At 68.0% G+C, this 12,881-nt stretch carries 11 protein-coding genes; all 11 read right to left on the reverse strand.

The genetic code is table 11. From position 1 onward, the window contains the following. The coding region (gene murC, locus VL973_RS06630) for a UDP-N-acetylmuramate--L-alanine ligase (RefSeq protein WP_325283241.1) at nucleotides 1-1,322 on the reverse strand (1,322 nt) is incomplete at its 3' end. Further along, nucleotides 1,319-2,461: an undecaprenyldiphospho-muramoylpentapeptide beta-N-acetylglucosaminyltransferase gene (murG, locus tag VL973_RS06635; RefSeq protein ID WP_325283242.1), complete on the reverse strand. Its 1,143-nt coding sequence runs from the start codon at nucleotides 2,459-2,461 to the stop codon at nucleotides 1,319-1,321. The genes murC and murG, both read right to left, overlap by 4 nt. Continuing rightward, complete coding sequence (gene ftsW / locus VL973_RS06640; RefSeq protein WP_325283243.1) at nucleotides 2,458-3,687, reverse strand: putative lipid II flippase FtsW; 1,230 nt, start codon at nucleotides 3,685-3,687, stop codon at nucleotides 2,458-2,460. Before ftsW ends, murG begins: the two co-directional genes overlap by 4 nt. Further along, nucleotides 3,684-4,976, reverse strand: a complete 1,293-nt coding sequence (murD, locus tag VL973_RS06645; protein ID WP_325283244.1) for a UDP-N-acetylmuramoyl-L-alanine--D-glutamate ligase — start codon at nucleotides 4,974-4,976, stop codon at nucleotides 3,684-3,686. Before murD ends, ftsW begins: the two co-directional genes overlap by 4 nt. Continuing rightward, a complete protein-coding gene (gene mraY / locus VL973_RS06650; RefSeq protein ID WP_325283245.1) occupies nucleotides 4,973-6,043 on the reverse strand; it encodes a phospho-N-acetylmuramoyl-pentapeptide-transferase in 1,071 nt (356 codons plus the stop codon). Before mraY ends, murD begins: the two co-directional genes overlap by 4 nt. Then, on the reverse strand, nucleotides 6,031-7,416 hold the full coding sequence (locus VL973_RS06655) for a UDP-N-acetylmuramoyl-tripeptide--D-alanyl-D-alanine ligase (RefSeq protein ID WP_325283246.1): 1,386 nt from the start codon (nucleotides 7,414-7,416) through the stop codon (nucleotides 6,031-6,033). The genes mraY and VL973_RS06655 overlap by 13 nt, the downstream gene beginning before the upstream one ends. Then, a complete protein-coding gene (locus VL973_RS06660) occupies nucleotides 7,413-8,828 on the reverse strand; it encodes a UDP-N-acetylmuramoyl-L-alanyl-D-glutamate--2,6-diaminopimelate ligase (RefSeq protein WP_325283251.1) in 1,416 nt (471 codons plus the stop codon). The genes VL973_RS06655 and VL973_RS06660 overlap by 4 nt, the downstream gene beginning before the upstream one ends. An 18-nt stretch (nucleotides 8,829-8,846) precedes the next feature. Next, on the reverse strand, nucleotides 8,847-10,544 hold the full coding sequence (locus VL973_RS06665) for a peptidoglycan D,D-transpeptidase FtsI family protein (RefSeq protein ID WP_325283247.1): 1,698 nt from the start codon (nucleotides 10,542-10,544) through the stop codon (nucleotides 8,847-8,849). Continuing rightward, nucleotides 10,541-11,143 carry a hypothetical protein gene (locus VL973_RS06670; protein ID WP_325283248.1) on the reverse strand — a complete coding sequence of 201 codons (603 nt, stop codon included), beginning with the start codon at nucleotides 11,141-11,143 and terminating at the stop codon, nucleotides 10,541-10,543. Before VL973_RS06670 ends, VL973_RS06665 begins: the two co-directional genes overlap by 4 nt. After that, nucleotides 11,143-12,087 carry a 16S rRNA (cytosine(1402)-N(4))-methyltransferase RsmH gene (gene rsmH / locus VL973_RS06675; protein ID WP_325283249.1) on the reverse strand — a complete coding sequence of 315 codons (945 nt, stop codon included), beginning with the start codon at nucleotides 12,085-12,087 and terminating at the stop codon, nucleotides 11,143-11,145. The genes VL973_RS06670 and rsmH overlap by 1 nt, the downstream gene beginning before the upstream one ends. After that, entirely contained in the window at nucleotides 12,084-12,635 is a 552-nt protein-coding gene (locus VL973_RS06680; protein WP_325283250.1) for a division/cell wall cluster transcriptional repressor MraZ, read from the reverse strand. Before VL973_RS06680 ends, rsmH begins: the two co-directional genes overlap by 4 nt. Nucleotides 12,636-12,881: the final 246 nt, after the last annotated feature.

Genomic DNA, 12,881 nt, shown 5'->3' on the forward strand with positions numbered 1-12,881 from the left:
CCCGCCAGCGTCGCGGCCAGCGCTTCGGGTCCGTCGACCGTCTGTGCCGAGCGGTGCCCGCGCTGGCGGATGCGGTCGGCAAGGGCAGCCGCGTCGACGCCCTCGACCGGCGCTTCCCCCGCGGCGTAGACGGGGGCGACGAACACCATGTCGGCGTCGTTAAAGGCTTGTGCAAACTCGTCCATCAGATTGCCGAGACGACTGTAGCGATGCGGTTGGGCGACCGCGATAACCCGGCCCTGGGCGCTTTCCCGCGCCGCCGCCAGCACCGCGCGGATTTCGACCGGATGGTGGCCGTAATCGTCGATGATGGCCGCACTGCCCCCTTGCTCAAAGGCGACCTCACCGACCTTGGTAAAGCGCCGCTTCACGCCGGTGAACGCGCCGAACCCCTTTTCAATGGTCGCGTCGTCAATCCCCAGTTCCAGCGCGACGGTGATCGCCGCCAGCGCGTTCTGGACATTGTGGCGGCCGGGCATCGGCAGGTCGATATTCTCGATCGAACGCACCGTGCCGTCGCGATGCCGGACGATCGCTTCGAACCGGTTGCCGCCGGGATAGGGCGTGACATTGACGCCGCGCACGTCCGACTGCGCCGAAAAGCCATAGGTGACGATCCGCCGGTCGCGCACGCGCGGCATGATCGCCTGCACCTCGGGATGGTCGAGGCACAGGATCGCCGCGCCGTAGAAGGGCACATTCTCGACAAACTCGACGAATGCGTCCTTCACCCGGTCGAAACTGCCATAATGGTCGAGATGTTCGGGATCGATATTGGTGACGATGGCGTAAGTGCCGTCCAGCCGCAGGAAGCTGCCGTCGCTCTCGTCCGCTTCCACCACCATCCAGTCGCTCTCGCCCAGACGGGCGTTGGAGCCATAACTGTTGATGATGCCGCCGTTGATGACGGTCGGGTCCACCCCGCCGGCATCCAGGATCGCGGCGACCATGCTGGTCGTCGTCGTCTTGCCATGCGTGCCCGCGACCGCGATGGTCGATTTCAGGCGCATCAGTTCGGCCAGCATTTCGGCGCGGCGAACGACGGGAATGCGCGCTGTCAGCGCCGCTTCAACCTCGGGATTGCCGCGCCGGATCGCGGTGGATGTGACGACGACCGCCACGCCATCCACATTCTCGCCCGCATGGCCGATGGTGACGGGGATGCCGCGCGCGCGCAGCCCCTCGATCACATAGCCATCCGCCACGTCGCTGCCCTGCACGCGGTAGCCGAGATTGTGCATCACCTCGGCAATGCCCGACATGCCGATCCCGCCGATGCCGACGAAATGGATGATGCCGATATCGGTCGCGACGCCCTTCATGCCGGCACCCCCAGCGTGCGGCGCGAATCGCGGTCGAGCAGCGACGGCGCGTCGATATGCTCGACCAGGTCGGCCAGGTCACGCGCGGCGTGCGGGCGGCCGCATTGCCTGGCGCAGCGCGCCGCGTTCGCGAGCGACAATGGCTCCAGCCCCAGTTTCTGCATCTGCTTGGCCAGTTCGGCGGCGGTGAACGCGTCCTGACGGATGGTGCGCGCGCCCCCCGCCAGCGTCATTTCGCGCGCATTGGCGGTTTGATGGTCGTCGGTCGCCGATGGCAGCGGCACCAATATCGCCGGGCGCCCGGCCGCGGTCAGTTCGGCCAGCGTCGACGCGCCCGCCCTCGCGATCACGATATGCGCCCAGGCCAGCCGTTCGGGCAGGTCGGGCAGATAGGTCGCAATCTCCGCCGGGATGCCGTGTGCGGCATATTTGGCGCGCACCGCATCGATATCCTCTGGGCGCGCCTGATGCGTGACCTGCAACCGTGCGCGGAAATGCGGGGGCAGCAGCGCGAGGCCGTCGGGCACAACCTGGCTCAGCACGCTGGCGCCCTGACTGCCGCCCGTTACGAGCACGCGGAAAATCCCGTCCCCGTCCAGTTCGGGATAGGGACGTTCGCGCAATTCGAGCACAGCGTCGCGCACCGGATTGCCGACCAGATGCACCTTTGCCTCATGCTGCGGCTTCAGCCGTTCGACATCGGCATAGCTGGTGGCAATGGCATCGACGCGCCCCGCGACCAGCCGGTTGACGCGACCCAGCACCGCATTCTGTTCGTGCACGATCGTCGGCAGCTTGAGCTGAAACGCCGCCGCCAGCGCCGGGAACGCGGGATAGCCGCCGAACCCGACCACGGCGGCGGGCTTGAAGCCGCGATACAGTTCCGCCGCCATCGCCCGCCCGGCCAGCATCTTGCGGCCTGCACGCAACCAGCCCAGCGGCCCGCCCGACAGCCGCCCGGCGGGCAGCACATGCGTCTGGATGTCGTCGAACAGGCCGGGAAAGCGCACGCCGCGATCGTCACTGACCAGCGCGACATGGTGGCCGCGCCGCGTCAGCTCGGCGGCCAGTGCGGCGGCGGGGACCATGTGACCGCCCGTGCCACCGGCGGCGAGGACGTAATGACGGGGAATGCTCACTTGCCGTTCAACCTGACGCTATAGGGTGATCGCTTCAGATACGGGTTTCGCCGCGTGAAGGCGAGCAGCATCCCGAACCCGATCGACAGGGCGATCATCGATGATCCGCCATAGCTGATGAACGGCAGCGTCATCCCCTTTGACGGGGCAATGCCGGTGTTGACCGCCATGTTGATGAGCGCCTGCAACCCGAACTGCACTGCCAGGCCCGATGCGGCGAGCAGCCGGAACGCGTCCTCCTCGTCCAGCAGCTTGACGAACACGCGCACCACCAGCGCCAGATAGAGCAGCGCCACGATCATGCACGCGATCAGGCCGAACTCCTCGCCGATGACCGAGAAGATGTAATCGGTATGCGCCTCCGGCAGCTTGAACTTGACCATGCCGCCGCCCGGCCCCGTGCCGGTAAAGCCGCCGCCGGTGATCGTCGCGTGCGCCATGTCGGTCTGGTAATGGTCCGTCATCGCCTTGTCGGGGTCGGGGAACAGGAACGCGTCGATGCGCGCGCGCGCGGTGCCATAGAAGAAATAGGCCGCGACGATGCCGCCCAGTCCCACGCCTCCCAGCGCCAGGATCGCGCGCGGACTGGTGCCGGCGATCATCAGCATCGTCACCCAAACCGCGACGAACACCACCGTCTGCCCGAAATCGGGCTGAAGCATCAACAGGCCCCCGACCAGCCCGGTCAGCGCCAGCGTGATCGGGAACAGCGGCAGGTCAGGGTCGCGCGCGCGCAGCGACAGCACCCACGCCGTGGTCACGATGAAAAAGGGCTTGAGAAACTCCGACGGCTGAAAGTTCATGACGCCCAGGCCGATCCACCGACGCGCGCCGTTCACCTCTTCGCCGACAAACGGCACGATGGCGAGCATCAGCAGCATGAACGCCGCGCCCGCCAGTGCGAACCGGCGCGCAACCAACGTCGGCATCATCGACACGACCAGCAAGACCGGGATCGACGCCACGACCCACAGCGCCTGTCGCCAGAAATAATACATTGCCGCAAACGACCGGCTGCCGTCCGAATAACGCACCGCCGATGCCGGGCTGGCCGCCGCCACCGCCACCAGCCCGATGCCGATCAGCAGCAGCGCAAGCAGCAGCAGCACGCGGTCGATTTCCCAGAACCACAGGCCCAAGGGCGAGCGATTGCCGCGCCCCAGCCGTTCCTCGACCCGACCGCGCAGCCCGCGCGTGGAGGGGGTGCCGCGCATCACATCGGTCATCGCAGAGCCTCCACCGCGCGCGCGAACGCCGCACCGCGCGCCGCATAATCGCTGAACTGGTCGAATGAGGCGCAGGCCGGCGACAGCAGCACCGTGTCCCCCGGCCGCGCGGCGGCAAAGGCGCGCTGCACCGCCACTTCGATCGTGCCGCACGGCTCGACCGGAAAGGGCGCGTCGGCCAGCAGGCGCTGGAACAGCGGCGATGCCTCCCCAATGGTATAGGCCGCCGCCACATGATCGAAACCGGGGCGGCATGCATCCAGATTGTCGGACTTCGCGACGCCGCCCAATATCCAGTGCACCCGGTCAAAGGCGCGTAGCGCCGGCGCGACCGATTCGGGATTGGTCGCCTTGGAATCGTCGACGAAGCGGACGCCGCCGACCTCGCCCAGTATCCGCGTGCGGTGCGGCAGCCCGCCAAAGCTGGCCAGCCCCGCGTCGATTGCTTCGCGCGCAATGCCCAGCGCCTCGCACGCGGCGATGGCGGCCAGCGCGTTCTGGGCATTGTGCGGTCCCTGCAATGCGGGCCAGCGCGACTGGTCCATGCAGATGCCGGGCGCGATCTTGGTCACGTCCTCTGCCCGGCCACCACGCGTCACGGTGCGGGCGATGGCGGCCGAGGCTTCGTCGCCGATGCCGATAATCGCGGCGTGCCCCGCTGATTGCATCGCAAACAGCCGCGCCTTGGACGCGGCATAGGCATCGAACCCGTCATAGCGGTCCAGATGATCGGGCGTCAGGTTCAGCAGGACCGCGACATCGCAGTCGAGGGTTTGCGTCAGATCGATCTGATAGCTCGACAGCTCAAGCACATAGACACCGCCTTCGGGCAGCGGGTCCTGCCCCAGGATCGGCAGGCCGATATTGCCGCCCATGGTGGTCGGCACCCCGGCGGTCTGCACGATGTGGTGGATCAGCGCGGTCGTCGTCGATTTGCCGTTGGTGCCGGTGATGCCGACGACCCTGTGCGGCGGCAACGCGGCGCGCGCCTGCGCGAACAATTCGATGTCGCCGATGACCGCCACGCCCGCCGCCCTGGCCTGCGCCGCGATCGGATGCGTGTTGAGCGGCACGCCCGGCGACACGACCACGCCGTCAAAGCCGGTCACGTCGGTTTCCTCGATCGGCTGGATTGTCGCGCCCGACACGCCACGGCGCGCCGCCTCGTTCGCGTCCCACGCCACGACATGCGCCCCGCTGGCCACCAGCGCGTCGACCGTCGCCCGCCCCGACCGCGCAAGGCCGAGAACCGCAAAGCGCTTGCCGGCCCAGGCGGTCGAGCCGATCACCGCAACTTCAACGTCGAAAGACCGGCCAGCGCCAGCACCAGCGCGATGATCCAGAACCGGATCACGACCGTCGGTTCGGACCAGCCCAGTTGCTCGAAATGATGATGGATCGGCGCCATGCGGAACACGCGTTTGCCGGTGCGCTTGTAAAAGAACACCTGGATGATGACGCTCATCGCCTCCATCACGAACAGGCCGCCGATGATGCCCAGCACGATTTCATGATGCGCGGTGACGGCGATGGCGCCCAGCGCGCCGCCCAGCGCCAGGCTGCCGGTATCGCCCATGAACACCGCCGCCGGGGGCGCATTGAACCACAGGAACGCCAGCCCCGCCCCCGCGATCGCGCCGCAGAAAATGGCAAGGTCGCCCGCGCCCGGCACATGCGGGATGCCCAGATAGTTGGAATAGATCGCGTTGCCCGCCAGATACACGATCACCATGAACGCGACCGACGCGATGATGACCGGCATCGTCGCCAGCCCGTCCAGCCCGTCGGTCAGGTTCACCGCATTGCCGAACGCGACGATCGTGAACGCGGCGAACGCGATATAGAAATAGCCAAGATCGACCGAGAAGTTGGAGAAGAACGGCACATACAGCATCGTGCCGTTCTGCTGCGTGATGATGAAGCCCGCGATGCCCGCAATCGCGAACTCCGCCAGCAACCGCACCCGGCCCGACACGCCCGCCGTCGATGCCTTTCGCACCTTGTCATAATCGTCGAGGAACCCGATCAGGCCAAAGCCCAGCGTGACGAACAGGCACGCCCAGACGAACGGGTTGGTCAGATCCATCCAGATCAGGATCGAAAGTGTCATCGCCGTCAGGATCATCAGCCCGCCCATGGTCGGCGTGCCGCGTTTGGCCAGATGGCTTTGCGGCCCGTCGGCGCGGATCGGCTGTCCCTTGCCCTGGCGCACGCGCAGCCAGCCGATGAAGCGCGGCCCGATAATCAGACCGATGACCAGCGCCGTCGCCACTGCCCCGCCGGTGCGGAAGGACAGGTAACGCACGACGTTCAAAACGCCGGGAAAGCCCAGATATTCAGCGATCAGATAGAGCATGGCTGCCTGCGCTTGACGAGCGCGGCGACCAATGCCGACAACCCGACTCCGTTCGAACCCTTGACGAGCACCGCGTCACCGTCCGAAAGCACGGCGTCGAGCGCGGCCCCGGCTTCTGCGGCGCGGGGCACATGCACCAGTTCGACGCGGCCCTCAAGCGCCTTTGCCAGCGCGGCCATGCCGTCGCCCACCAGCACGGCGTAATCCACGCCCGCTTCGGCGACGGGACCCGCCAGCCCGGCGTGATAGGCTTCGCTGTCCTCGCCCAGCTCGCGCATTTCGCCCAGCACGGCGATGCGGCGGTGCGCGGGCGTCGCGGCCAGCACCTGCAACGTCGCGCGCATCGAGGACGGATTGGCGTTATAGCTTTCGTCGATCAACCGCGCGGTGCCGTCGCCCGCCGGCACGTCATGCTGCGCGCCGCGCCCGGCAAGCCCGTCCAGCTCGGCCAGCGCCAGCCCCGCCTGCGCCAGATCGCCGCCCGCCGCCTCGACCGCGGCCAGCACGCCCATCGCATTGGCGACCCAATGCGCGCCGGGTTGCGACAAGGTAAAGCTCAATTCCCGCTTGCCCAGCGACGCCACGACAAAGCTGCCGCCGGTCGGCGCCGCCATCACTTCGACCGCGCGGATATCGGCCCCTTCGCCCAGCCCGAAGGTGACGATCCGCCCGGCATAGGGCCGCGCCGCGGCGATCAGCCGGTCGCGATACGGGCTGTCGAACGGCACGATCGCGGTGCCGCCCGGCTCCAGACCCTGAAAAATCTCGCTTTTTGCATCGGCGATCGCTTCGACCGAAGGAAAAAAGGCCGTGTGCGCGGGCGCGATCGTCGTGACCAGCGCGATGTGCGGCCGCACGATCCGCGTCAGCGCGGCAAGCTCACCCGCATGGTTCATGCCCATTTCAAACACGCCGAACCGGCTGTCGGCGGGCATCCGCGACACGCTGAGCGGCACGCCGGTATGGTTGTTATAGCTTTTGACCGATTTGTGCGTCCGCCCCGGCGCCGCGCGGTCGAGGGCTGCGTGCAACGCTTCCTTGGTGCCGGTCTTGCCGACCGACCCGGTCACGCCGATGACGATCGCATCAGTGCGGGCACGCGCGGCGCGGGCCATCGCCTCCAGCGCGGCCATGGTGTCGGCCGCGCGCACATGCGGGCCGTCCACCGGCTGCGACGCCAGCACCCCCGCCGCGCCCTGCGCCAGCGCCTGCGGCACGAAACGATGGCCGTCGGTCGTCTCGCCCGACAGCGCGATGAACAGGTCGCCCGCACCGACTTCACGCGAATCGAACGTCACGCCCCTCGCGGCGAAATCGCCATGCGCCGCCCCGCCCGTCGCGGCGGCGAGCTCGGAAGCCGTCCAGAGGATCACGCCGCACATTCCCGCGCGACGGCGACATCATCGAACGGCAACACCATGTCACCGACGATCTGGCCCTGTTCATGCCCCTTGCCCGCGATCAGCACGATATCCTCGGCCCCGGCCTGCGCGATCGCCGCGCGGATCGCTTCGCGGCGGTCGCCGACCTCGGTCGCGCCGGGTGCGCCTTTCAGCACCTGATGGCGGATGGTGGCGGCATCTTCGGTGCGGGGGTTGTCGTCGGTGACGATCACCACGTCCGCGCCGCCGGCCGCCGCCGCGCCCATCGGCTCGCGCTTGCCCGTATCCCGGTCGCCGCCCGCGCCGAACACGACGATCAGCCGCCCCGCTGCGTGCGGCTTGAGCGCGGCGATGGCCGCTTCCAGCGCGTCAGGCGTATGGGCATAATCGACATAGACGGGCGCACCCGACGCGGCGATAACCGCGCGCTCCAGTCGCCCGCGCACCGGCTGTAACCGGGCAAGTCCCGCCAGCGTCGCCGCGACATCGCCCCCGGTGGCGATCACCAGCCCCGCCGCCAGCAGCGCGTTCGCCGCCTGATACGCGCCGATCAGCGGCAGCTTCACCGTATGGACGCCGCCCGCCGCCTCGATCGTAAGCGTCTGGCCCAGCAATGTCGGCGCGCGCCCGGTCAGGCGCAGCGTGTCGCCATGTTCACCCACGGTAATCAGCCGGTTGCCGCGCGTCCGCGCCAGGTCGATGACGCGTTCCGAATGCGGATCGTCGGCCCAGACCACCGCCGTGCCGTCATCGGCCAGCACATCGGCGAACAACCGCAGCTTGGCGGTGAAATATTCCGCCATGTCCTTATGGTAATCGAGGTGGTCGCGGCTGAGATTGGTAAAGGCGGCGGCGCGCACCGGCAGCCCTTCGGTGCGATATTGCGACAGGCCGTGGCTCGACGCCTCGAACGCCAGATGCGTGACGCCTTCGCGCGCCAGCCCCGCGACGTTCGACAGGAAGGTGACGATGTCGGGCGTGGTCAGCCCGGTCGACACGCGTTCATCCGCGGTGGTCACGCCCAGCGTCCCGATCGAGGCGGCGTGATGCCCCGCCATGCGCCACAACTGGCGCGTCATCTCGACGGTGGAGGTCTTGCCGTTGGTGCCGGTGACGGCCGCCGTCACCCCCGGAAAGGGTGCGAAGAACCGCGCCGCCAGACCGGCAAAGCGTGCACGCGGATTGTCGTCGGCGATGTGCAGCGCGCCATCGACGCGGGCCTTGCGCCGCGCGACGACAGCGACCGCGCCTGCCGCCACGGCCTCGTCGATGAAATCCTCGCCATTGACGCGCATCCCTTCGAACGCGCCAAAGATCGTGCCGGGCGCGACCTTGCGATGGTCGATCGCGAATCCGGTGACGGTCGCGGATTCGTCCCCGCCCGTCAGCGTGCCCAGTCGCATTTCACCGCCTCCCACATATCAATGCCCCTTGCCCGGCGCGCGCCACAACAGCGGCATCAGGTCGGACACATCGACGTCGCGCGTCAACTCCGGCACCACGCCCAGGATCGGACCGGTGCGCGAGATCACGCGGCTGACCACCGGTGCGGCGGTCCAGGCAGCGGTCGTCAGGCCAAAGCTCTCGGCATTGCCCTTTGGCGCATCCAGCATCACGATCACCACATAACGCGGCGCATCCATCGGGAAAGCGGCGGCAAAGGTCGATACGTTGACGCGCCGGTTATAACCGCCCGCGCCGGGCTTTTCGGCGGTGCCGGTCTTGCCGCCGACACGGTATCCGGGCGCCTCACCCTTGCGGCCGGTGCCCTCCAGCACGACCAGCCGCATCAGCTGGCGCATCCGTGCGCTGGTCTGCTCGCTGAACACGCGCCGGCCCTTCGGCGCCTGACCCGCTTCCACCTTGCGAAGCGTCGCCGGACGCCAGACGCCGCCATTGACCATCGCGGCATAGGCGCTGGCCAGATGCAGCGGCGTCACCGCGATGCCATGGCCATAAGCGGTGGTCAGCGTGGTCGAACGGCCCCAGTTATGCGGCCACAGCGGACGCGCCTTTTCGATCTCGATATCGGGCGCGGTGTCGAAACCCAGCTTGCGGAACAGATGCTCCATGCGCGCCTGCCCCATTTCGTCGGCGATGCGCGCGGTGGCGATGTTCGACGAATGGACCAGCGTTTCGGGCACGTTCAGCCAGCGTTTCTGCGCGTGATCGTCGCGGATCTGGAAACGCCCGATGCGGATCGGCGCGGTCGCGTCATACCGCTTGCCCATGTCGGGCACCACGCCGGTGTCGAGCGCCTCCGCCATCACCAGCGGCTTGAAGGTCGAACCGAGTTCATAGACCGATTGCGTGACGTTGTTCAGCAGCCCGCTTTCACCGCGCACCAGCTTGTTGGGGTTGAAGCTGGGCAGCGATGCAATCGCGCGGACCTCACCGGTCGCCACGTCAAGGATGACGCCCGCCGCACCCGCCGCCTGGAACGCCGCCATCGATCGGCCAAGCTCGCTTTCCAGCGCGCCCTGCACGCGCAGGTCGATCGACAGCGCGACGGGGCGCCCGCGCATCGCGGGGTTGGTCAGTTCGGCATCGAGCACCTTTTCCATGCCCGTCACGCCGTGCCCGTCAAAGTTCAACCGACCCAGCGCATGGGCGGCCAGCGTGGTCTGGGGATAAAGCCGCTCCGGCTCACGGGCAAAGGCGATGCCCGGTTCACCCAGCGCGTTCACCGCATTGACCAGTTCGGGCAGCGCACGACGGCTGAGATAGGTGAACGACACGGGCGATGTCAGCGCCTTGTAATAAAATCCCGCATCCTGCTCGGGCATCAGCACGGCCAGTTCCTCGGCCAGCTTCATCTTGTCGCCGATCACCCTGTCGGGATGAACGCCGATCGACCAGGCGTCGATGGTCCGCGCCAGCGCCACGCCGTTGCGATCCACGATGTCACCGCGAATCGGCGTCAGCGCCGCCGCCGCGTCGCGTCCCGACGCCGGTTCGGCCATCACCGCCAGCATGGCAAGCCGCGCCAGCACCAGCGCGATGCCCGCCGCGAACAGCAGCATCAGCACCATCAGGCGCGCCTGTGCGGTCTGGACGAGCGCGACCTGCCCGCCAGCCTTGCGCTTGTCGCCGGTGCCGGGGGCGACGAGGACGATCAACGTTTGCGAACCGTTTCGGCGCGCGCACCGCGCACCAGATCACCCAGCGTCCGGTCGCTGAGCAGCACGTCATCCAGCATCGCCACCGCCTGGGCCTTGCGAACAGGCTTGGGTGCCGGGATGGCGCGCGCGGGCGACGGCGCGGCGACGGCGGCCAGCGCGACCGGGGCGGCTTCGCCACGCGGCCTGGGTGCGGGCGTTGCCGGATCGGCGGCTGCGGGTTCGGGCGCAGCCGCCTGCATCCGGTTGTCGGCGATGCCCGCGGGGACGATATAGCTGGCCGGACTGATCGCGCCTTCGCCGACCGGCGCGAAATGCAGCTGCGCCAGCGCTTCCTCGCCCGCGACATACTGGTCGGGGCGCGGCGCGGCCAGCGCCAGCACTTCGCCGTTCCACTTCTCAAGCTGCGCCAGATTGGCGCGCGTCTGGAACTCGGTTTCCAGGTCGCGAATGTCGCGCTTGGCCGACAGGATCGCGCGCTCCAGGCTCTCGACACGCGCCCGCTCGGCCGCGACCCAGCTCGACACCAGGTAACAGGGGGGCGCGACCAGCACGCCGCAGACGAACCAGCCGAACCCCTTTAATCGCTTGGTCGCCATCAAACCTCTCCCTCGGCGGACCACGCCGCTGCCGCTGTTCGCCGTGCCACGCGCAATGTCGCCGAACGCGCCCGCGGATTGCGCTGCAATTCGGCATCGCCCGGACGCACGGGGCGCGCGGGCGGTTCGAAACTGGGCGCCCGCGCGGCCCGTGCCGCCGGGCGATGCCGCGACCCGGCAGGCTCGCTGCCCGATCGTTCGCGCAGGAAGCGCTTGACCATCCGGTCCTCCAGGCTGTGAAACGTCACGACCGCCAGCCGCCCGCCGGGCTTCAGCACCCGCTCGGCCGCCGCCAGCCCTTCGGCCAGCTCGTCCAGCTCGCGGTTCAGGTGGATGCGAATCGCCTGAAAGGTGCGCGTCGCCGGGTCCTTCTTGTCGTGCGGGCGATAGCCGAGCGCGCGGCGCACCACCCCGGCCAGCTCGGCCGTGCGCGTGATCGGGCGGGCAGCGACGATCGCCTTCGCCACGCGGCGCGAACGCGGCTCCTCCCCATAACGGAACAATATGTCGGCAATCAGCGACTCGTCGGCTTCGTTCACGAAATCGGCGGCGCTTTCGCCCGACTGGCTCATCCGCATGTCGAGCGGGCCGTCGGACTGGAACGAAAAGCCGCGCTCGGCCTGGTCGAGCTGCATCGACGACACGCCGATGTCCATCACAACGCCGTCGACCGGAGCCGCATCACCCAGCGCCGTATCCAGCGCGGAAAAGGGCGATTCGACCAGCACCAGCGCGCCGCCACTCGATTCGACCAGCGCGGCTCCATCGCGGATGGCATCGGGATCGCGGTCAAAGGCGACGACCCGCGCGCCCGCCGCCAGCATGGCGCGGGTGTATCCGCCAGCGCCGAAGGTCGCGTCGACATGCACTTCGCCATCGCCGATCGCCAGCGCGTCGATCACTTCGTCCAGCAGGACCGGAATATGAGGCGCCGCCGCGCTCACAACACCACCTTCTTCGCCGCCGCATAATGACGGCAGCGGTCCTTCAGGTCGTCGTCGTCAATGTCGGCAGCGATCAGTTGCTCGGGCGACCAGATCTGGAACGTGTCGTTGTCGCCGACGAAAAACGCCCATTTGCCGATGCCGGCGCGATCCCGCTCGAAACTGGGGATCACGAAGCGGCCGTTATTGTCGTAACCCGCCTTCTCGGCGCGCCGCAGGCGGCGCTCCGCCGCTTCGTCAAAGGGCTTGCCTTCCAGCTTGGCTAGCCGCGCCAGCTCGTTCAGCCGGTCGTTCAGTTCACGCGCCCATTCGGCGTCGTAGCACACCAGGCACGGCAGCGTCGGATGACGGCCGATCAGCACCTGCTTGGCGGGGGAATTGGTGTCCAGCGTTTCGCGCAGGTCGGCGGGAATCGCGACGCGACCCTTGTCGTCGACCGACTGCAGCGAAAAACCGTGGAAGAGATCCCTGTTCGACACGCACATCCCCAAGGGCAGCGCACGCACCCTCCCGTTCCGAGAACCAACCACCTGGCCCCGGTCGATCACGGATGACGAAAAGGAGTGTGCCCCCTGCACTTCTAGTAACAGAGGCCACCTGCCCGTTCAATCCATTTGCCCCCACTTTGCCCCACTTTTCGCCACGATTTGACGAAATCGCCCATGTTTATGGTATGTTCCGCCATAAACGCCCGTCTAGGTCGCGGGCGGAACTGACGGGCAGGATCAGGTTGCGAAGATCAGGGGCGCGGCGCGCCGGGGTTCGGCGGCTGTTCGACCACGGTCACGTTGACC

Origin of the sequence: Sphingomonas sp., assembly GCF_035490575.1 — a bacterium.
Classification (GTDB): domain Bacteria; phylum Pseudomonadota; class Alphaproteobacteria; order Sphingomonadales; family Sphingomonadaceae; genus Sphingomonas.

Bases quoted from the DNA above. Each gene is read 5' to 3' on its own strand.
- VL973_RS06660 (WP_325283251.1), bottom strand. From the start codon at position 8,828: ATGCGACTGGGCACGCTGACGGGCGGGGACGAATCCGCGACCGTCACC.
- mraY (WP_325283245.1), bottom strand. From the start codon at position 6,043: ATGCTCTATCTGATCGCTGAATATCTGGGCTTTCCCGGCGTTTTGAAC.
- VL973_RS06670 (WP_325283248.1), bottom strand. From the start codon at position 11,143: ATGGCGACCAAGCGATTAAAGGGGTTCGGCTGGTTCGTCTGCGGCGTG.
- ftsW (WP_325283243.1), bottom strand. From the start codon at position 3,687: ATGACCGATGTGATGCGCGGCACCCCCTCCACGCGCGGGCTGCGCGGT.